The organism is Pseudomonas sp. R3-41, assembly GCF_054161485.1.
Map to the genome: position 1 here is coordinate 3,350,749 of NZ_CP096421.1, position 20,700 is coordinate 3,371,448.

18 protein-coding genes are annotated in these 20,700 nt (G+C 61.4%); 10 read left to right on the forward strand and 8 right to left on the reverse strand.

The genetic code is table 11. The annotated features are described in order from the left end of the window. Positions 1 to 57 precede the first annotated feature (57 nt). Positions 58 to 555, reverse strand: coding sequence for a hypothetical protein (locus tag M1D99_RS14965; RefSeq protein ID WP_250963690.1), 498 nt, complete (start codon positions 553 to 555; stop codon positions 58 to 60). Between the two features lie 319 nt (positions 556 to 874). Next, positions 875 to 1,513: a response regulator gene (locus tag M1D99_RS14970; RefSeq protein ID WP_434576198.1), complete on the reverse strand. Its 639-nt coding sequence runs from the start codon at positions 1,511 to 1,513 to the stop codon at positions 875 to 877. Positions 1,514 to 1,614: 101 nt separating this feature from the next. On the opposite strand from M1D99_RS14970, the gene M1D99_RS14975 reads away from it, so the two are divergent. Both M1D99_RS14975 and M1D99_RS14980 read left to right on the forward strand, forming a co-directional pair. Beyond that, positions 1,615 to 3,222 carry an ATP-binding response regulator gene (locus M1D99_RS14975; protein ID WP_458132085.1) on the forward strand — a complete coding sequence of 536 codons (1,608 nt, stop codon included), beginning with the start codon at positions 1,615 to 1,617 and terminating at the stop codon, positions 3,220 to 3,222. A gap of 174 nt (positions 3,223 to 3,396) precedes the next feature. After that, the gene (locus M1D99_RS14980) at positions 3,397 to 5,451 is read left to right on the forward strand and encodes a 2Fe-2S iron-sulfur cluster-binding protein (RefSeq protein WP_458132086.1); all 2,055 of its coding nucleotides are present in this window, start codon (positions 3,397 to 3,399) and stop codon (positions 5,449 to 5,451) included. 465 nt (positions 5,452 to 5,916) lie between these two features. Here M1D99_RS14980 and M1D99_RS14985 read toward each other — a convergent pair whose 3' ends face one another. Further along, complete coding sequence (locus tag M1D99_RS14985; protein ID WP_458132087.1) at positions 5,917 to 6,558, reverse strand: LysE family translocator; 642 nt, start codon at positions 6,556 to 6,558, stop codon at positions 5,917 to 5,919. Positions 6,559 to 6,709: 151 nt separating this feature from the next. On the opposite strand from M1D99_RS14985, the gene M1D99_RS14990 reads away from it, so the two are divergent. Further along, positions 6,710 to 6,964 carry a YceK/YidQ family lipoprotein gene (locus tag M1D99_RS14990; protein ID WP_434576204.1) on the forward strand — a complete coding sequence of 85 codons (255 nt, stop codon included), beginning with the start codon at positions 6,710 to 6,712 and terminating at the stop codon, positions 6,962 to 6,964. Between the two features lie 42 nt (positions 6,965 to 7,006). Here M1D99_RS14990 and M1D99_RS14995 read toward each other — a convergent pair whose 3' ends face one another. Further along, complete coding sequence (locus M1D99_RS14995; protein WP_458132088.1) at positions 7,007 to 7,876, reverse strand: SDR family oxidoreductase; 870 nt, start codon at positions 7,874 to 7,876, stop codon at positions 7,007 to 7,009. 141 nt (positions 7,877 to 8,017) lie between these two features. Between M1D99_RS14995 and M1D99_RS15000 the strand changes: the two genes are divergently transcribed. After that, positions 8,018 to 8,893 (forward strand): LysR family transcriptional regulator, encoded by an 876-nt coding sequence (locus tag M1D99_RS15000; RefSeq protein ID WP_434576475.1) that lies wholly within the window; start codon positions 8,018 to 8,020, stop codon positions 8,891 to 8,893. A gap of 6 nt (positions 8,894 to 8,899) precedes the next feature. Here M1D99_RS15000 and M1D99_RS15005 read toward each other — a convergent pair whose 3' ends face one another. Then, entirely contained in the window at positions 8,900 to 9,358 is a 459-nt protein-coding gene (locus M1D99_RS15005; protein ID WP_434576208.1) for a winged helix-turn-helix transcriptional regulator, read from the reverse strand. A gap of 267 nt (positions 9,359 to 9,625) precedes the next feature. Between M1D99_RS15005 and M1D99_RS15010 the strand changes: the two genes are divergently transcribed. Continuing rightward, complete coding sequence (locus M1D99_RS15010) at positions 9,626 to 10,867, forward strand: MFS transporter (protein ID WP_434576210.1); 1,242 nt, start codon at positions 9,626 to 9,628, stop codon at positions 10,865 to 10,867. On the opposite strand, the gene M1D99_RS15015 is transcribed toward M1D99_RS15010, so the two are convergent. Next, complete coding sequence (locus tag M1D99_RS15015) at positions 10,792 to 11,682, reverse strand: LysR family transcriptional regulator (RefSeq protein ID WP_003200706.1); 891 nt, start codon at positions 11,680 to 11,682, stop codon at positions 10,792 to 10,794. The two genes, M1D99_RS15010 and M1D99_RS15015, sit on opposite strands and share 76 nt — an antisense overlap. A gap of 168 nt (positions 11,683 to 11,850) precedes the next feature. On the opposite strand from M1D99_RS15015, the gene M1D99_RS15020 reads away from it, so the two are divergent. The 4 genes from M1D99_RS15020 (at position 11,851) to M1D99_RS15035 (ending at position 17,223) form a co-directional block, all read left to right on the forward strand. Next, on the forward strand, positions 11,851 to 12,933 hold the full coding sequence (locus M1D99_RS15020) for a 4-oxalomesaconate tautomerase (protein ID WP_434576212.1): 1,083 nt from the start codon (positions 11,851 to 11,853) through the stop codon (positions 12,931 to 12,933). Between the two features lie 55 nt (positions 12,934 to 12,988). Then, positions 12,989 to 14,293 (forward strand): CitMHS family transporter, encoded by a 1,305-nt coding sequence (locus tag M1D99_RS15025; RefSeq protein ID WP_186705833.1) that lies wholly within the window; start codon positions 12,989 to 12,991, stop codon positions 14,291 to 14,293. 94 nt (positions 14,294 to 14,387) lie between these two features. Then, positions 14,388 to 15,641 carry an OprD family porin gene (locus tag M1D99_RS15030; RefSeq protein WP_434576215.1) on the forward strand — a complete coding sequence of 418 codons (1,254 nt, stop codon included), beginning with the start codon at positions 14,388 to 14,390 and terminating at the stop codon, positions 15,639 to 15,641. A 325-nt stretch (positions 15,642 to 15,966) separates the two neighbouring features. Next, on the forward strand, positions 15,967 to 17,223 hold the full coding sequence (locus M1D99_RS15035) for an MFS transporter (RefSeq protein WP_434576217.1): 1,257 nt from the start codon (positions 15,967 to 15,969) through the stop codon (positions 17,221 to 17,223). Positions 17,224 to 17,356: 133 nt separating this feature from the next. Here M1D99_RS15035 and M1D99_RS15040 read toward each other — a convergent pair whose 3' ends face one another. Beyond that, a complete protein-coding gene (locus tag M1D99_RS15040; RefSeq protein WP_186729311.1) occupies positions 17,357 to 18,100 on the reverse strand; it encodes a PDC sensor domain-containing protein in 744 nt (247 codons plus the stop codon). Between the two features lie 107 nt (positions 18,101 to 18,207). After that, entirely contained in the window at positions 18,208 to 18,939 is a 732-nt protein-coding gene (locus M1D99_RS15045) for a FadR/GntR family transcriptional regulator (protein ID WP_458132089.1), read from the reverse strand. A gap of 234 nt (positions 18,940 to 19,173) precedes the next feature. On the opposite strand from M1D99_RS15045, the gene M1D99_RS15050 reads away from it, so the two are divergent. Beyond that, a complete protein-coding gene (locus M1D99_RS15050; protein ID WP_458132090.1) occupies positions 19,174 to 20,667 on the forward strand; it encodes an aldehyde dehydrogenase in 1,494 nt (497 codons plus the stop codon). Positions 20,668 to 20,700: the final 33 nt, after the last annotated feature.

Here is a 20,700-nt window from a genome sequence, read left to right on the forward strand (position 1 = left end):
GCCTCGGTGAAAGTTGGGGGCAGGCTGGCGCTGTCCCCAACGGATGGCGCCATTGCGTCAGTAGACCCTGTAGTACTTCACGACATCGTCGATGAAATAGATGGTCAATACCGAACCCTGGGTCTGGCTTTGGCCTGTTTTCGTGCCGGTCACGCTGCTGACGTCGTTGGCCACGGTTTGTGCCTTGGCCAGTTGTGCCGAGGTTTCATACATCTTCAGGCTCGTTTCGGTCGACACGTACTTATGGGCCAGCTTCATGTACTTATCGAGGCCCTCATCATTCTTTTCATAGGTCCAGTTCGACTCGTTGCTGGTGCTGGTCGAATTGAGTTCCTCGTTGGTCGGCGCACCGAACATCTGCGTGATCTGGCCTTTTGTCGTCTTGCCCGGAATGATCGTTTGCTTGAGGTAGGTGACGTCGTACTTCTGGGTTCCCTGGTTCAGGGTGTTCATCAACTTACCCAAGTCCCCGGTGTTTGCACAGCCGTTGAGTACGCCCGCCAGCACGCACAGTGCCAATCCATTTCCAAGTGTTTTTCCATAGTTGAAGGACATAATGACTTTCCTTGAGTTGATGTCAGGACCCTTCCACTTCAACCGGGCAGACGGTGAAGTTGATCCAGCATTGCGCCGCCGAGCGATTTATTTAATCCACGGGCTTGGCACGCCGTAACTTTTCAATAGGCACAGTGATACGGCACGGCGTCTGTATGGCGCGTTGGTTTTGTTTTATGTTTGGCTGTTCGAGCCGCTTTTTTCAGAGCGTCTTCAGCTTAGGGGGAGAGTACGGAGCGAAGCTATAGTACAAGTGTGCTATGGCCTTGGCGGCGGGCAGGGGGGATAACGCTCAATGATTATTCACGACGTCATACCTTCACGTCTGCGGTTTGCCCAACCATCGGCCATCGCCTGGAACGTTGGGAAATTGCGCCGCAGCCGCTGAACGTGTGGGAACACCCAGGGATTTGAGCAGGCTTGAGACATGGATGCGTACCGTGAAGGGGGAAATGCCCAGCGCCCGGGCTATTTCCTTGTTGGTCTTGCCGGCGGCGATCAAACCAAGCACTTGTCGCTGACGAGCGGTCAGTTGCGAAAGTGCATCATCGAGGATGGCGTTTTCCGCCTGATACTTGACCACTACTTCGCCTTCGCGAATCGCCATGATGGCGTCGGCGATATCGGCGGGGTCGATATTCTTACCGATGAAACCGTCGGCACCCAGCGCCATGACCTGGGAAATAACATCCCTGTCATCCACCATCGAAACCACAATGATCGAGGTGCGTTTGAATTCATGACGCAACTGGCTTATGACCTGCAGCGATTTAATACCGGGGAAGCGCAAATCCAGCACCAGGGAGTCCACTTCGATGCCGGACCGCGCCAGAGCCAGCACTTCGTCCAGGTTGCCAGCTTGTTCTATGGTGGCCGTCGGCAGAAGCCGTTCGATGGTTCTCAACATACCTTCACGAAACAAAGGATGGTCATCGGCCACAATAACTCGGCAGGTCATGCTTCAGATCCTTCTGAGTTCAAGTTCGCGCATCGTAACCTAAACTGCTCCCTCGGGTTTCAAGTTTGAAACAACCTTTCGTGTGGAATAATCCTGTGGTTATGACGGAAAAGAATAGCGAGCTTGATCAGGCGACGTTGAGGTTGACGGTCGGTGCCTGCACCGCGCTCTACATCATTGTGGTGGCCTGTCTGGCCAGTGATTTCGAAACTTATGTACCGATCCTGTGGTACATGGCCTTTTTCTTTGGTGCCGCGGTCCCGCTGCGGATGGCGATCAAGCGTTGGCCCGGGCACTTTTTCCTGCGTCGTCTTTTTGCGATGACCCTGGATTATGCAAGCCTCGCCTTCGCCTTGATCGTGGGTGGGGAGGGACTGCTACCGGTGTACGCTGCATTGCTCTGGGTCACGTTGGGCAATGGCATGCGTTTCGGCTCGCGCTACCTGGCGCTGGCAACCGCTATCGCCCTGGCGACCCTGGTGGTGATTTTCCTGCTCACGCCGTTCTGGCGTGGCCAGCCCTACCTGTTCCTGATGCTGATCGTCACCACCATTGTGGTGCCTGCCTACGCGCATATCCTGCTGACCCGTACCCGCATCGCTTCGGAAGAGGCGATTGCCGCGAACCAGGAAAGATCCCGCTTCCTGGCCCAGGCCAGCCATGACTTGCGCCAGCCGATTCACTCGATCGGTTTGTTTACCGCTTGCCTGCGCGATGCCCGGCTGGGGCAGGAAGAGTTGCGACTGGTAGACAATATCGACCGCTCGTTGCACATCGTGTCGCAGCTGTTTCGTTCGATCCTGGATACCTACACCCTCGATAACGGCCAACTTGAACCGCAGGCCGAACCCGTGCACCTGGGCACGTTGCTCCAGGACGTGGTCAAGCAGAACACCGAAGCCGCCCGCTGGGCCGGTGTCGAGTTGCGCCTGCGGCCTTGTCGACACTGGGTCAATGTCAACGCCGGGCTGTTGGCGACCATGGTGCAGAACCTGATCTCCAATACCCTCAAATACGCCCCCGGCCAACCGGTGTTGATCGGCGTGCGTCCCAGAGGCCGTGGCGTCGCCATTGTCATTTACGACAAGGGCCGGGGCATTGCCGCCGAGCATCTGCCCGAGGTATTCAAGGAGTTCTATCGGGTACGCCACGTCCGGGACAAGGACGTCGAAGGGCTGGGCCTGGGGTTGTCCATCGTCAAGCGCATCAGCCAGTTGATCAACCTGGACATCCGGCTGGACTCCCGGCTGGGCAAGGGTACACGCGCGATGATCCAGGGGCTGGAAACGGTCGCGCCAAGGGTCGCGGCACACAGGCCGGTGCCCACGCAAGGCCGTTTGCAAGGTTTGCGGGTGTGCCTGGTGGAGGACGACGCCAACGTGCTGATGGCAACGTCAGCGCTACTGGAAAAATGGGGCTGTGAAGTGGAAACCCACAGCGACGGGGTCGGGGTGACCAGTGACTGCGACATCATCATTGCCGACTTCGACCTGGGTACGAAGGTCTCCGGTTCCGAATGCATCGCCGCGATTCGGGAACAACGGGGCTGGGAAGTCCCCGCCATGATCATGACCGGCCATGAAATCGAAAGAATTCGTCATTCGTTGCACCATATGAACATTTCAATCCTGGCCAAGCCCGTGCGACCTCCGGAGTTGCGGGTGACCCTGCTCGAATTGACCAAGCATTTCGCCCGTGTCAGGACCTGAGCCCACCGTTCCATTTTATGAAACGGTGGATTGCAGTTTGTGCGTATTCCTGCGCAGCCGCTTTGGGCAGAAGATGACGCCAGCCACTTGCACGCCCGTGCAGAAGCTGGCGGAGAGTCCTTAACCATAGCGCACTGGCGCAGGCATTCATGCTGCGGGTGCGAGGAGTCGCTGATGGACGAAGTCGTGAAAGCCCAAACCTCGCCCTGGCACGAAGGCGAGCTGACCCTGCAGCGCGCCGTCGGGGCCGTCGACATGATGGCCAGTGTCGGCCAACGGCAACTGGCCCGCACGTGGATGCCGGACCAGCACCGGGCGTTCTACGCCCAGTTGCCTTTCGTGGTGCTGGGTGCGGTGGATCGCCAAGGCGATGTCTGGGCGACCCTGCGCGCAGGACAACCGGGCTTCATGAACTCGCCCGATCCGCAGACCCTGCACATCAACCTCGAGCCCGAGCCGAACGACCCGGCCCAGGAAGGCATGGGCGAGGGCGATGCCATCGGCATGCTGGGGATCGAATTGCACACCCGGCGACGTAATCGCATGAACGGCGTCGTGTGCCGTCAGCTTGCCCCAGGGCTGGAGATTGCCGTGAGCCAGGCCTACGGCAACTGCCCTCGCTACATCAATCTGCGTCAGTACCAATTTGTCGATGCGCAGGCTGTTGCGCCGCGTCAATTGACCGTCTCGGACCCGTTGGTGCGGCGCCTGGTGACGGCGGCCGATTCGTTTTATATCGCCACCTATGTGGTGCGTGACGGCGAGCGGCAGGTCGATGCCTCTCATCGCGGCGGCAAGCCGGGCTTCGTACGCATGGACGAAGACGGATCGCTGACCATCCCGGACTTTTCCGGCAATCTGTTCTTCAACACCCTGGGCAATATCCTGCTCAACCCACGGGCTGGGCTGGTGTTCGTCGATTTCCAGACCGGCGATCTGCTGCAAATGAGCGGTTCGGCGCAAGTGCTGCTGGACGATCCCGAGATCAGTGCCTTCCAGGGCGCCGAGCGGCTGCTGCGCTTCACGCCGCAGCGCATCGTCCATCGCCCGGCCGCCATCGCGCTGCGTTGGAAGGACCAGGACGAGGGCGACTCGCCCAATTCATTGATGACCGGCAGTTGGGAGCAGGCCGCCGAGCGCTTGCAGGCCGAGGCGCTGCGCAGCCGTTGGCGTTCGTTGCAAGTTGAGCGGGTGGTGGACGAGAGCCCCGACATTCGCTCGTTCTATCTACAGGCGAGCGATGGCTTGGGTTTGCCCCGGTTTGAAGCCGGGCAACATGTGCCCGTGCGGATTTTGTTGGAGGGGCACAAAACCCCGTCGATCCGGACCTATAGCGTCTCCAGCGCACCGTCGGATGATTTCCTGCGCATCAGCGTCAAGCGCGATGGATCGGTGTCGTCCCATCTGCATGAACAGGTGCGGGCGCTGCATGAGATCGAAGCGCGGGCGCCCCAGGGCCACTTCACGGTCCAGCCCACCGAGCGCCGTCCGTTGGTGTTGCTGGCTGCGGGGGTGGGCATCACGCCGCTGTTGTCGATGTTGCGCGAGGTGGTTTACCAGGGGCAGCGCATCAGCCGCATGCGCCCGGTCTGGCTGGTGCAAAGCGCCCGCTCGGTGGCCGACCTGGCGTTCCGTGAAGAGATCGACGAGCTGGCCGCCCGTGCCGGCGACAAGCTGCAGGTGCTGCGCATGGTCAGCCAACCGCCCACCGAGGCGGGGGCAGGTGAAGGCTACGATCTGGCAGGCCGGATCGATGTGGAACTGCTCAAGCGGCTGCTGCCGCTCAACGACTACGATTTCTATCTGTGCGGGCCGGGCAGCTTTACCCAGGCGCTGTATGACGGGCTGCGTAAATTGCGCATTCCTGACGACCGCATCCATGCGGAAACCTTCGGGCCCTCCACCCTTGTGCGGGATATCGAAGTCAGTGTCCCGGCGCCCCAGCAAGTACCGGCCGCGAGCGAGGCGGTGAAGGTCTTGTTCGCCAGTTCCGGCAAGGAAGCTCGTTGGGAGCCTGGCAGTGGAACGCTGTTGGAGCTGGCCGAAGCGCGCGGCCTGACCCCGGAATTCAGTTGCCGCGGCGGTTCCTGCGGCACCTGCAAAACCCGCTTGAGCCGTGGCCAGGTGCATTACCTGAGCCAGCCGGCCGAACCGGTGGGCGAAGGTGAAGTGCTGATCTGCTGCGCCGTGCCGGCCCAAGGGAGCGAGCCGTTGGTGCTTGAGGTTTAGATCCCTCGGCGCAACGAAGGCGGTGTGTCAGTTTGCGGTGATGTTGGATGGGCCGGCCTCTTCGCGAGCAGGCTCGCTCCCACATTGGATACTCAGTGAACACAAATCTTGTGCCCGACCCCAAATCCCTGTGGGAGCGAGCCTGCTCGCGAAGGCGGCGTGTCAGTTTGCGGTGATTTGGATGGGCCGGCCTCATCGCGAGCAGGCTCGCTCCCACATTGGATACTCAGTGAACACAAATCTTGTGCCCGACCCCAAATCCCTGTGGGAGCGAGCCTGCTCGCGAAGGCGGCGTGTCAGTTTGCGGTGATTTGGATGGGCCGGCCTCATCGCGAGCAGGCTCGCTCCCACATTGGATACTCAGTGAACACAAATCTTGTGCCCGATCCCAAATCCCTGTGGGAGCGAGCCTGCTCGCGAAGGCGGTGGTTCAGTCACCTGGATTTCACGCAGCAAGCTCCCCTCCTAAGCGGCTGGCCGACGCATTGCCAGGATGGCCGCGCCGAAGCCGATGAAGGTCGAGCCGACGAGCCGGCTGATCCACACGGAAAATTCGGGCCGTCTCAACACGCCTTTGGCCTGGGCGGCAATGGCTGCATACAGGCTCAAGGACACCAGCGACAAGCCGGCGAATATCGATGTCAGAATCAGGAACTGCGGCAGCAGCGCGGCGCTCTGGTCGATGAATTGCGGGAACAGGGCGGTGAAGAACATCGTCGCCTTTGGGTTGGTGATGGCCGTCAGGAACGCCGACTTGTACAGTTTTGAACGCGATGGCTTGCGGGTCGTGCCATCCACTTGCACATCCGGGGTGAGTATCGGGCTCTTCTTGAACAACTGCTTGGCACCCAGGTAGAACAGATAACCGGCCCCCAGGACTTTCACCGCATTGAACAGCCATTCGGAGCTGGCGAGCAACGCGCCGAGGCCCAGCATGGCGGCGGCCGACAGGCAGAACAGCCCGCTGGCGTTGCCCACCGATGACCACACCGCGTAGCGCGGGCCGTAGGCCAGGCTGTTATTGATCGCCATCAAGGTGGCAGGTCCAGGGCTGGCGATGGCGATGGCCGCGACCAGGGTAAAGGCGAGAATCGAGTGCAGTTCCATTGTTCACATTCGCGACTGATTGACAGGGTGAGCATCCTACAGGAGAACCTGGCGTCGCCGCTCCAGTCTTCCAACATGCCCTATAGGTCGTCCGCCATCGGTGCTACAGTCCAGCCTTTCAGGGAGAGCGAGCGTCATGCGGATCGTAATAATGACTTTGATCATGGCGCTGCTGGCAGGCTGTGCGACGGCCAACGAAACCTTTGGCATGGGGCAACTCTGCGGCCGCCAGCCATACTGCGGTGCGGCCACCGATATCGAGATCATCAAGGGCGCGACGAACGACAACGACGTTTACTCACGCGCGCTGGCGCCGTTTGCAATCATTGACCTGCCTTTCAGTATCATCGCCGATACGTTGATCCTGCCTTATACGATTTTTCATATGAGGCCTGCCGAGGAGTAGGTCTCTCCAAATGATTCGGACCCACTCCCTCGCGCCAGGGGATCAAACCCCGGCGACGGCCTCGCGAACGAAGTCTTCGTAGGTCCGCAACGGGCGTCCGAGGATCGCCTGCAATCGTTCCACGGTTCCTTCGGCCGCCTGCATGCCAAACGTCTGGATGCCAGCCATCATCAGGCGCATGTCATAAGCCAGCCACGCGGGACCGTACGCGGCCAATTGCGCTTCGAAGGCGGCCACATCGTCACCGCCATAGGCGACTTCGCGACCCAGGGCGGCACTCCAGATCTTCGCCACGGCGGCACCGGTCAGTACTTGCGGGCCGACCAGGTCCAGGGTGATCCGATCCAGGGCCGAAGGCGCCCTGTCGCGGCGCAGCAGCTCGGCGACGGCGATGTCGGCGATGTCGCGGGCATCGATCATCGACACGCCCACCGAGCCGATCGGCATCGGGTACACCGAATAGTCCCGGATCGTCTGCTGGACCATCGATTCGTTCTGCATGAAGTAAGCCGGCCGCAGGATGGTCGCCGGGATGTCGAGGCTTTCGATCATGCGCTCGACCGTGTGCTTGCCGGTGAAGTGCGGCACATAGGTGAACTTGTCGGCATGGATCACCGACAGGTAGACGATGCGCTCGATGCCGGCTTCGCGAGCGAGGTTCAAGGTGATGAGGGCTTGCGTCACCTCGTCGGGGGTCACGGCGTTGAGCAGGAACAGCGTCCGTGCCGACGCCAGTGCATTGCGCAACGAAGGGACGTCGGTGAGGTCGGCAACGACTTCAGCGACGCCCGCCGGGAACGTGCCTTTGCCGGGCTGGCGCACGAGGGCGTTGACCTCGGCGCCCGCACCGGCGAGGCGTTGAATGATGAGTGATCCGAGGGTGCCCGTGGCGCCGGTAACGAGAATGCTCATTTTGAATCTCCTGCAAAAGGGTAGGTGAGTCAGAGTCCGCTACGGCCTTGTCGGTCCGTGGCGATGGACAAACGATATTGTGTTGCAGGAGTAAAACGAAGACGCCAGGATGTAGACACTCCGTTGCATAAGTGGAACAGCATGAACCTGAACGCGTTGACCGATTTCACCCTCGTGGCCACCAACGAAGGGTTGGGCAAGGCCAGCCGTGCCAGCGGCATATCCAAGGCCACCTTGTCGCGTCGTATCGCCGACCTTGAGGAGCAATTGGGTGTCCGGCTGATCGAGCGCAGCGCCCGCGGCTTGAAGCTCACCGAGGCCGGCGCGCTGCTGCTGGCCCGGGCCGAGGGGCCATTGGCCGAAGTGGCGGAAGCCATGGCGGCGGCGAAGGAGGGCGTATCGACGCCGCGCGGACGCTTGCGTGTCGCTGCCCCGGTCCTGTTCTCGCAGCTCGCGATGGGACGCATCGGCGCCGAGTTTTGCGCGGCCTATCCTGACGTCACGATCGAGGCCATTGCCGAGGACCGTGTGGTTGATCTCGTCGAGGAACAATTTGACGTGGCGATCCGGATCAACCCGAGCCCGGACAGCGATCTGGTCGGCCGCTGCTTCGCCAAGGACCGGCTGGTCGTCGTGGCTGCGCCTGAAGTACCCAAGCCTGCGCCCGGCGCTCTCCGTTCGGTTCCCGGCATTGTGGTGTCGAGTTTCGAGCCTGCCCATTGGACACTCGATGGCGGTCACCTGGTCCTGGAGCCGATCCCCAGGCTGCGTTTCTCTTCGTTCCTGATGATCCGCGACGCGGCCATCGCCGGTGGTGGGGCGGCTCTTCTCCCACAGTCGATCGCTTGGAACCCGTTGGCCAGTGGCGAGTTGGTCCAGTGGGGCACGGTAACGGGCAAGGAAGCCGAACTCTGGGTCCTGCACACGTCCCGGCGGCTGGCTGCGCCGAAGGTGCGGGCCTTTGTCGAATTCATGTGTGCCAGGTATCCGGACCTGTCGCTGGTGTTGCAGGGATAAAAGCGCTCACGTTGGGTTGTCGGCCATGAGCCTCACCCTGTGACAGTCGGTCGGGCTGAGTTTCTGGCCACTTGAGGAACGAACCTCCATCGGCATGAGCGCCTGGCCGGAGGCGTTGTCCAGCAGCACGGAGCGCGTTTCTCCCGGCTCGAACAGGAAGCGTTCACCCCATTGCCGCAGGCTGACCACCACCGGAAAAATCTCCCGTCCTTTCTCTGTCAGGACGTATTCCTTGTAGGCGCTTCCATCCGAGGCGGGGCGAACGTCGAACACGCCGACCTCGACCAAGGCTTTGAGCCTCGATGCCAGGATGTTCTTGGCCACGCCCAGGCTTTTTTGGAATTCACTGAAGCGGCGGATGTCGTCGAAGGCGTCGCGGATGATCATCAGCGACCAACGATCGCCAATCACGCCGAGTGTCCTGGCGACCGGGCATTCGTTGTTTTGCGTTGAAGCGGTTTCCATTTTTTGACCCTTTGGAAAGCAATGCCAAGTTGGTCGGCATTTGTGGTTGCAAATAAAAACCTGATCGGGCAACAATTCAATCAGGTTTTTAATTGAAACTAGTTTAGCGCCAAGGAGACATGCATGACAGCAGAGGCCGATGGTTTCACCTCGCAGTCTTCGGAAGCCCAGCGTGGCGAGGGAGCTTGCTCCCGCTTGAGTGCGAAGCGCTCACAAAAGGGGCCGCTTCGCAGCCCAGCGGGAGCAAGCTCCCTCGCCACGGGTTCCTTGAGTGCGCAGCAGTGCCCGGGCCTTTCGCCGTCGCTCACGTTACTGTTCTCCGTGACCTGCGCACTGGCCGTCGCCAACGTCTACTTTGCCCAGCCCTTGCTCGCGTCGATGGCCGAGAGTCTGGGCGTCGCTTCAGGGTTGATCGGGGTCGTGGTGACGGCCACCCAGGTGGGTTACGCGCTGGGGTTGCTGTTCATCGTCCCGCTGGGGGACAAGGTCGACCGTAAACGGTTGGTGTTCGCCCAATTGGTGTTGTCTGCGATTGTGCTGGCGGCCGTCGGCGCAGCCCAGCATTGGTTGGCGTTGCTGGGCGCCCTGATTGTGATGGGGCTGCTGGCGGTGGTCGTCCAGGTGCTGGTGGCCTATGCCGCCGCGCTGTCCTCGCCCTCCCAACGGGGACAGGCCGTGGGAACCGTCACCAGTGGCGTCGTCCTGGGGATTCTCCTGGCGCGGTTCATCTCTGGAGTGATCGCCGATCTGGCGGGCTGGCGTGGGGTTTATTTCGTTTCCTCGGGCTTGATGCTGATCATCGCAGCGGTGTTCTGGGCCGTGGTGCCTGCCGCCGTGTCGCCCCGCAACCGGGAGCCCTATCTGGCGCTCATCCGTTCGCTGTTCATGCTGTTCGTGACCGAGCCGATGCTACGGACCAGGGGGCTGCTGGCCTTGCTGGTCTTTGCCGCTTTTTCGGTGTTATGGACGGCCATGGTGCTGCCGTTGAGCGCCGCGCCGCTGGCGCTTTCCCACACCACCATCGGCCTGTTCGGCCTGGCTGGCGTCGCAGGAGCCCTGGCGGCCAGAAGCGCCGGACGTTGGGCTGACCAAGGTTTTGGACAACGGGTGACCGGCTGGTCCCTGGGGCTCCTGACGCTTTCCTGGCTGCCCATCGGGTTGACCGAGACCTCCCTGATTGCGCTGGTCTGCGGTGTGGTGTTGCTCGACTTCGCGGTGCAAGCCGTGCACGTCACCAACCAGAGCCTGATTTTCGCTGCACGGCCTGACGCCCAAAGCCGCATGGTCGGCGCCTACATGTTTTTCTACTCGGTGGGCAGTGCACTGGGCGCGATGGCCGCGACCCAGGTCTATGCGCTGTGGGGCTGGATGGCGGTCAGCCTGCTGGGCGGCTCAATCAGCCTCGCCGCGCTGGTGGTGTGGCGGCTCTCGCTTCATTGCGGCCACTGTTCAAGCAGGATCGAGACGAATTTCTCCGCGGCCGGGGAGAGCGATGCGCCCCGGCGGTAGACCAGGCCCAGCGAGCGGTTTACCACCGGCTCGATCAGCGGCACGCTGACCAGCGTTGGATGGTCCCCGGCCGGCATCGCCAGGCTGGGCATCGCCGACACGCCCAGGCCAGCCTCCACCAATCCCAATGACGTGGACAAGTGCTGTACTTCGTAAAACCACTGGGGGCGCCAGCTCAGGCCCGACAGCGCGTGGTCCAGCAGCATGCGGTTGCCGCTCAGGCGGCCAACGCCGATCAACCGGTAATCGCTGAGTTCCGACCAGGTGACCGCGCTGCGTTCAGCCAACTCATGGTCGCGCCGGCAGGCCAGCACAAAGGGTTCGTTGACCAGGGGCACGAACTCGATGTCCGGGTGCTGGCCGCTCATCATGTTGATGCCGAAATCGGCTTCGCCGCGCAACACCGCTTCGAGCCCTTCATTGGCGCTGAGGTCGAGCAGGCGGATGCGGATTTTCGGGTAGCGCTCGTTGTAGAGGCGGATCACCGAAGGCAGGAAATAGAACGCCGCCGTGGGGATGCAGGCCAAGGTCACCCGGCCGATCTGTCGCTCCGCCAGCTCGCGGATATTGAGGATCGAGTCGTCGAAATCATCCAGCAGGCGTCGCGCCTTGGGCAGGAAGTCACGACCGACGCTCGTCAGACTGACCTTGCGGGTGGTGCGATCGAGCAAAGCGGTCCCCAAGCCTTCCTCGAGTTTCTTCATCCGCCGGCTCAAGGCGGGTTGGGACAGGTGCAATGCATCGGCGGCCTCGTGGAAACTGCCCAGTTCAGCGATTTTCACGAAAGATCGTATGTCCTGCAGTTCATATTCCATGTTTTCTCTCGCTGGGGAAGGGCGGTGAGCCCTGGGCGAATCCTAGAATAATTCTTTTGTGAAACGCAATAATGGCGACGATATTTGCATTGGAAACACTTTTTAAACCCTGCCACTCTTGTGTCCAGAACATCAATTATCCAGATTGATCAACAAGAGTTAATGTTCATGAAGCGAATTCCTTGTGTGCTGATGCGCGGCGGTACGTCAAAAGGCCCGGTGTTTCTCGCCTGGGATCTGCCGGTCGCCATCGCCGAACGTGACGAGCTGCTGATCAACCTGATGGGCTCCGGCCACGAACTGGAAATCGACGGCATCGGCGGCGGCAGCCCACAGACCAGCAAGGTGGCGATCGTCAGCCCATCGCTGCACCCGGAAGCCGACGTTGATTATCTGTTCGTTCAAGTCATGGTTTCCCAGCGTCGGGTCGACACCGCGCCCAACTGCGGCAACATGCTCTGCGCCGTCGGCCCGTTCGCCATCGAGCAGGGGCTGGTCAAGGCTACCGGCGAGCTGACCCGGGTGCGCATTCGCAACCTCAATACCGGGACTTTCGTGAATTCCGACGTGCAAACCCCGAAAGGCAAGGTCAGCTACGAAGGCGACACCGCCATCGATGGCGTGCCCGGCACGGCCGCCCCGGTGCAACTGACCTTCCTCGATGCCGCGGGCAGCAAGACGGGGAAGCTCTTCCCAACCGGGCAACCCCTGGACATGATCGACGGCATTGCGGTGACCTGCATCGACATGGCGATGCCGATGCTGATCGTCGAGGCCAGCCAACTGGGCAAGCGCGGTGACGAAGGCCCCGCTGAACTGGACGCCGACAAGGCCTTCATGCAGCGCCTGGAATCCTTGCGGCTCAAAGCCGGCCGGGCGATGGGCCTGGGTGACGTCAGCGACATGGTGATCCCCAAGCCAGTCCTGGTGTCGCCGGCCAAGTCTGGCGGGACCCTCCAGGTGCGCTACTTCATGCCCCACAGCTGTCACCGCGCCTTGGCAATCACCGGCTCCATCGGCCTGGCGACGGCTTGCGTGACCCACGGCAGTGTCGCGGCCAACCTGATCGGTGGCGGCAGCGAGCCTCGTTTGCAGCAGGTTCGCATCGAGCACCCTAGCGGCGGTATCGATGTCGTGTTGTCCTACACCGGCGAAACGGGTGAGACCATTCGAGCCTCGGTAGTACGCACCGCCCGCCGCCTTTTTTCAGGTTTTGTATACGCCACGGTTTCCCGGCGCCTGGCCGGTTAGCCAGGCAGACCTCGTCATTGCATCAGCGACTCAATAACAACAAGAGATCTGACATATGCTCGCTTTACTTGGCTTGGCCATGGTGGTGGTCTTCACCTTCCTGATAATGACCAAACGGCTGTCGCCCATCGTCGCCCTGACGGTGGTGCCGATCGTCTTTGCCGTGCTTGGCGGCTTTGGCGGGACCACCGGCAAGATGATGCTGGATGGCCTGAAGATGGTCGCGCCGTCAGCGGCACTGCTGTTGTTCGCGATCCTGTTTTTCGGCCTGATGATCGACGCCGGCCTGTTCGACCCGCTGATCCGCAAGATCCTCAAGCGGGTCAATGGCGACCCGATGAAAATCGCCGTTGGCACTGCGCTGCTGTCGCTATTGGTGGCGCTGGACGGTGACGGCACGACGACGTACATGATCACCTGTGCCGCGATGCTGCCGCTGTATAAGCGCATCGGCATGAACCCGATGATCCTGGCGACCGTTTCCATGCTCTCCTTGAGCATCATGAGCGGCATGACCCCTTGGGGCGGCCCGGCGACCCGTGCCATCGCAGCCCTGGGCCTGGATGCCGGTGAGTACTTCGTGCCGTTGCTGCCGACCATGATCGGTGGGGCCGCATGGGTGGTGTTCACGGCGTTCCTGTTGGGCCGTGCCGAGCGCAAGCGCATCGGCAATGTCCAGCTGCAAAGCGGCGGTGGTAATTGCTACATCAACGCGATCATGGAAGACACGCCACACAAACGTCCGAAACTGGCCTACGTCAACCTGCTGTTGGTGGTCGCGGTGATGGTCGCGCTGGTGATGGGGCTCATGCACTCGGCGATCCTGTTCCTGATCGGTTTTGTCCTGGCGCTGATGATCAACTATCCGCAGCTGGATATTCAGAAGGAACGCATTCTCGCCCATTCGGGCAACGCCATGACCGTGGTCCTGCTGGTGTTTGCCGCGGGCATTTTCGCCGGGATTTTCTCCGGGACGAAGATGGTCGATGCGTTGGCACAAACCCTGGTGGACTGGATTCCGCCGTCCTGGGGCCATCTGTTCCCGTTGGTGGTGGCGATTACCAGCATGCCGCTGACGTTCGTGTTGTCCAACGATGCCTACTACTTCGGTGTCGTGCCGATCCTGGCTAACGCCGCGGCGGCCTACGGGATCGATCCGGTGGAAATTGCCCGGGCGTCCATTCTTGGCCAGCCGGTGCACCTGATGAGTCCGCTGGTGGCCTCGACCCTGTTGCTGGTGGGCATGGTCGACCGCGACCTGGGCGACTTTCAGAAAGCCACCATCAAATGGGCGGTGCTCACCTCCCTGGTCATTACTGCATTGGCCCTGCTGACCGGGGCGCTGACGCTGTTCTCCTGATTCATCCGCCGCACTTTTAGCTGCCTGCCTGACACGCCCCGCAAGGGGGTGTGCGCCGGCCTGCACGCCCAATAACAACAACGAGTAGCTCGACATGACCACTTTGCTTACCCGCGGGGCTTTGTTTCCACTCCTTGGCCTGTTGCCCCTGGCCTCGGCCAGCGCCGAAGGTTTCATCGACGACAGCAAGCTCAAGCTGCAATTGCGCAACGTCTATTTCAACGAAAATTTCCGCGATGAGCACGGCATGAGCGCACGGGCGGCGAGGACGGCCAAGAGTGAGCGCACCGAATGGGCCCAGGGTTTCCTGCTGGATTACCAGTCAGGCTTTACGCCGGGCACGATCGGTTTCGGCGTCGATGCCCTGGGCCTGCTCGGGGTCAAGCTCGACTCCGGGCGCGGCCGCAGCGGCACCGGCCTGCTACCGGTGCATGACGACGGTCGCGCCGCCGACGAGTTCGCCAGCGCGGGCATGACCGCCAAGGCCCGGTTCGCGAAGACCACGCTCAAGCACGGCACCTTGCTGCCCAAGACCCCAGTGCTGATCTACAACGATGCGCGGCTGTTGCCCCAGACCTACCAAGGCACCCAGATCAGCAGCAGTGACATCGATAACCTCACCCTCACCGGCGGGCATCTGGAGCGTTTCAAACTGCGGGATTCGAGCGACAGCATGCCCATCGTGCCCGACGGCTACGGCGGCGATGAGTCCGGTGACTTCAGCTATGCCGGCGCCGACTACAAGCTGGGTAAAAATATCCGCCTGAGCTACTTCTATGGCGAGCTGGAGAATTTCTATCGACAGAATTTTGCTGGTATCCAGCATGATCTGCCCTTGGGTGCCGGGGTACTGACCAGCGACCTGCGCTATTTCAACAGCGTCGATTCGGGTTCGGCCTACGGCAGCAAGATCGACAACGACATGCTCAGCGGGTCGCTGTCCTACGCCGTTGTCGGCCATACGTTGAGTGCCGGTTACCAGACCCTCAGCGGCGAGGCGGGCCTGCCTTACATCAGTGGCGCCACGGTGTATTCCTTCAGTAACGTCGGGATCGGCAAGTTCATCGAGGAAGACGAGAAGACCTGGATGCTCGGTTACGGCTACGACTTCGCGCGCCTCGGTGTGCCGGGCCTGACGTTCTCCACCCGCTATCTGAGCGGTAACGACGGCAAGTCCGACACCACGGTCAAAGAGTGGGAACGTGACGCGGAGATCGCGTACGTGGTGCAGCAGGGTACGTTCAAGGGGCTGGGGGTGAAGGTGCGGAACTACGTCTATCGCTCGGACTTTTCACGGGGGCGTGACAGTAATCGGATCTACTTCACCTACGACATCGCGCTTTGGTAGGGCGTGCAGTTCATTTAAGAAACAACGACGGACCTGTGGCGAGGGAGCTTGCTCCCGCTCGGCTGCGAAGCGGTCGTGAGCCGGCGGGTGAGGTGTGTCTGTGTTACGCGTTCGGCAGGTTTTGGGGCCGCTTCGCGACCCAGCGGGAGCAAGCTCCCTCGCCACGGATTTATCAGCGCTCTTAAGTGAACAGTACACCCTTTTGGTAGGATGCTTTGCGCGCCCCGTCACGCAGCGTTGGTGACGCAGGGCGCAAACCGTCGTCTCGTGTGACCGTACACCTTGGCGCCAATCATCTTTGGGCAAAGCCCTCGTCGAGGCCGTTGTGGATTGCAACCGAGACCGACGTAACAACCTTTCCCTGGATGGCCTGAATTTTTTCCTCGCGGATGTCCGCGATGGTTTGGGCCCGTACCTGGCGATCTATCTGTTGGCGGTGCATCGCTGGGACCCGGCCAGCATTGGCGTGGTGATGACGGTGGCGGCGATGGCCGGGCTCGTTGCACAGGCGCCCGCCGGAGCGCTGATCGACCGGGTGCGCAGCAAACGTGCCGTGGTGGCTGTGGCCGCCTTGATGGTGACGCTGGGTTGCCTGGTGCTACCGTTCACGTCTTCGTTCGGCCTGGTGGCGCTGACCCAGGCGCTTGGCGCTGTGGCGGCCTCGGTCTTTGCGCCGGCTATTGCCGCCATCTCCCTGGGCATTACTGGCGCCAAGGCCTTTACGCGGCGCACTGGGCGCAACGAGACATTCAACCACGCGGGCAATGCCTGCGCAGCGCTGCTGGCGGGTGGGTTCGCCTGGCTGTTCGGTCCCATTGCGGTGTTCTACCTGATGGCCGCGATGGCCTTGGCTAGCATCGTGGCGGCCAGTTGCGTGTCCGCCGAGGCCATCGACCATGACGTGGCCCGAGGGCTGGAGGCGGGGCAGGTGGTCCACGGCCCGGTACCTTCGGCGTTGCGGGTGTTGCTGGATAACCGCACGCTGCTGTTGTTCGCCATGTGCTGCGGGCTGTTCCACCTGGCGAACGCGGCGATGCTCCCGCTGGTCAGCCAGAAGCTCGCCCAGGCCAACGTGCACCTGGCCACGCCGCTGACGTCGGCCTGTATCGTTGCGGCGCAGCTGGTCATGGTGCCCATGGCGTGGCTGGTGGGGGTCAAGGCCGATGCCTGGGGCCGCAAGCCGTTGTTGCTGGCCGGCTTCCTGATCCTGCCCATCCGCGGTGTGCTGTATGTGCTCTCGGACGACCCTTACTGGTTGGTGGCGGTGCAACTGCTGGACGGTATCGGCGCCGGACTGTTTGGCGCGCTGTTTCCCCTGGTGGTCAAGGACCTGACCCATGGCACCGGGCGTTTCAACGTCAGCCTCGGGGTGTTGTCGACAGTGTTCGGGCTGGGCGCCGCGTTGAGCAACAGCCTGGCCGGCTTCGTGGTGCAGGGGGCTGGCTACAGCGCCGCATTCCTGACCCTGGCAGCGATTGCCGCCTTGGCGTTCGGCCTGTTGCTGGCGATGCCCGAGACTTTCCGGCCAAGCCGCGCTCCACAGCCCGGCACGCTTGCGGTGCCTGACGGCGGGATTGCCTGAGGCGGCGTATCACCCCTGTGGGAGTGAGCTTGGCCCAGTCAAAGTGGATGCAAGCTGACCCACCGCTTTCGCGAGCAAGCCCGCTCCCACAGGAGGACTTGCTTACAACAGGGGAAATCGAAACGCCCGGCAATCAGAGCCTGGGTACCGGCCGTTCCACCACGCTCCAATAGGACGACGTGTCGATGAGGCTCAAGACGCGCCCTTGTTCCATGTCCTGGTTCAGCACGCCCCGGGTCAGATCGCCGGCCAACCAACTCGCCGTATTGGCGGCCAGTACTCGGCCCTCGGCATTGAGCAATAGTGCTTCATTGCTGACTCTCATCAGGCTGCGAACGAGCAAAGGTTCCAACGAGTGCAGGGAGATGTCGGCGGCGGCGACGCCAATGAAGCGATCATCGAAAAAAATCGGCACGGAAAAGGCGACGATGTACTGCTCGGTGCCGTACAAGTCGACGAAAGGACCGTCTATGGAAGGCTGGCGAGTCTGCTGCGGACGGGTGTACCACGGCATGTGCAAGTAATCGTAGAAACGATCGCTACGGCTATCGAGATTCAGCTGCAAAGGCTGGATGTGTTCGTTCTGGGTCCGGCACCACCACTGCAGGTGCATCTCGCAATCTTCCAGTTCACCGGGGGCGAAGACCACGCCGGCGCCATGAAACTTGAGGCTTTCGGAATCGAGAATCTGCCGGACGCCAGCCAGCAATGGCTTGAGGTCGCGTTGATTGGGTCGCTTGGTCTTGCTCCGTTGCCGTTCCCAAATGCTCGATACCTGGGCGCCCAGGTTGTTGAGACCCTTGAAGACGTTACCAATGGAAGCGTTGATCAACGTTGCGCATTGGGATAACCCATTTGCTGACATTTCGTTATCCATGGCTCTAACTCATGCCTCGGAAGGGACAGTGCGGTGTTTGCTGGCGACACGAACGGGCTGTCGGGCGGTGTTTGGAGTCAGTTGTTCAGCAAGTTCTGTTCCAGTCATCAGGCATCCTGCGCCATCTGCTGCAAGCGTATGGCGGTCAAGCGCCGGACGCCGCGAGCGACATGGGCTTCGGCCAGGGCCCCGGCCAGATTGGCATCGTTCGCAATAATGGCCTCCAGAATCGCCCGGTGTTCCCGCTCGATCACTTGGGGATCCGATTGCTCATCAAATGGCAACCATAACAACTCCCCCAGTTCCGCCTGCAAGCGGGCCTCGCTGTGGGTCAGCCGCACCGACTGCGACGCCACGGCAATTTCGATGTGGAACCTGGCGTCGGCACGTCGGCGCTCCAGCCGTTCTTGTGCCTTGGCCAGCGCATCGATGTAGCCACCCAGCCGCGCATGTTGCTCAGGGCCGGCACGTTGGGCTGCCAAGCGAGCGGCAGCGCCGGAAATGGCTGCGTGCTCGTCGGCCAGGTCACGCAATTCAAGCGTGCTCATTTCACGCAATTGGTCGAACAAGGCTTGATCGGTGGTTTGTGGGGCGGCGCAGATAAAGCTGCCGCCGTTGCGCCCACGGCGGGTTTCGATGACCCCGCGTTCTCGCAAGGCAGCCAACGCATCGCGCAGAGTGACCGTGGCGACGCCGAGTTGGGTGGCCAGGATACTTTCGCTGGGGAGCTGTTCACCTTCGACCAGCAACCCCAGGTCAATCATTTCAACCAGGCGGCGGGTGACCGATTCCGTTTTCCCTTCCTGATTGAGGCGTATGAGGCTCGATGTAGGACTCATGGTCGTTTCATTCATTGGCGGCGCCGTCGACGCCTGGATTCAAAAATTCTATTTCATAGTTCAAAGGCATTTTCAGGGGCCATTGGCGCGGAATTCTAGGGATGAAAAGGCGTTGAAGTCAAAACAACCTGGTTGAATTTGGTTTTCCTGGGGTTCTCATGGGTTAAAAGATATGGTTCCATATGTTTAAGCGAGCCGAGATCGCATTCATCCGAACCCAGGAGCACTTCAATCATGAGTCACTTGACCCGAGCAGAGTGGGAAGCCAGAGCCAAGGCGCTGGACATCGAGGGCCGTGCCTTTATCGACGGGCAATACAGGCCTGCCAGTTCAGGCGCTACCTTCGAATGCGTGAGTCCTGTGGATGGGCGATTGTTGGGCCTGGTTGCAAGTTGCGATGCCGCGGACGCCGAGCTGGCCGTGACCAGCGCCCGGGCGGCATTCGAGTCTGGCGTTTGGTCGCGTCAGGCACCGGCTGCGCGCAAGGCGGTCATGTTGCGTTTTTCCGACCTCTTGCAGTCCCATGTCGAAGAGCTGGCACTGCTGGAAACGCTGGACATGGGTAAACCGATCGCCGACTCGCTGGCGGTCGACCTGCCCGGCGCCATCGACAGCATTCGCTGGTGCGGTGAAGCCATCGACAAGATCTACGATGAAGTGGCCGCGACGGCTGTGGATCAGCTTGGGCTGGTGACGCGGGAGCCGGTCGGGGTGGTCGCTGCCATCGTGCCGTGGAATTTCCCGTTGATGATGGCGTCCTGGAAATTGGGGCCGGCATTGGCGAGCGGTAATTCGGTGATTCTCAAACCTTCGGAGCGTTCGCCGCTGACGGCCATTCGTATCGCACAACTTGCCCTGGAAGCAGGGTTGCCGGCCGGTGTGCTCAATGTGCTGCCAGGCTATGGGCACACGGTGGGCAAGGCCCTGGCCTTGCACGGTGACGTTGATGTGCTGGCGTTTACCGGTTCCACCCGAGTGGCCAAGCAACTTCTCGTGTATGCAGGCGAGTCGAACATGAAGCGGGTCTGGCTGGAGGCGGGGGGGAAGAGTCCGAACATTGTCTTCGCCGATGCCCCTGATCTTCAGGTAGCCGCCGAAGCGGCAGCGGCCGCCATAGCTTTCAATCAGGGCGAGGTGTGCACCGCCGGTTCACGTTTGCTCGTCCAGGCTTCCATCAAGGCGCGTTTCGTGCCGATGGTGGTCGAGGCCATGAAAAGCTGGAAGCCAGGCCATCCATTGGACCCCGACACCAATGTCGGTGCACTGGTGGATGCGCGTCACCTGGAAGGCGTGTTGCACCACATTCGGCAAGGACAGGATCAAGGCGCCCAGTTGTTGCTGGGAGGACACGTGGCGCTGGCGGACAGCGGTGGCAGCTACGTGGAGCCGACGCTATTCGATAACGTCAGCAATTCGATGAACATTGCCCGGGAAGAGATTTTTGGCCCGGTGCTGTCGGTGATCGAGTTCGACGAAGCCGAGGATGCGGTGCGCATCGCCAACGACACGCCTTATGGGCTGGCGGCAGCCGTCTGGACGGCCAACCTGTCGCGCGCCCACACCATGGCCCGGGCTCTTCGCGCCGGAAGTGTCTGGGTCAACCTGTATGACGGCGGCGACATGATGGCGCCGTTCGGTGGCTACAAACAGTCCGGCAATGGCCGCGACAAATCCCTGCATGCTTTTGATAAATACACCGAGATCAAGGCCACCTGGATTCAGCTCTGAGGCATTTCCGGTGAACCACGTTACGGGCGGGAT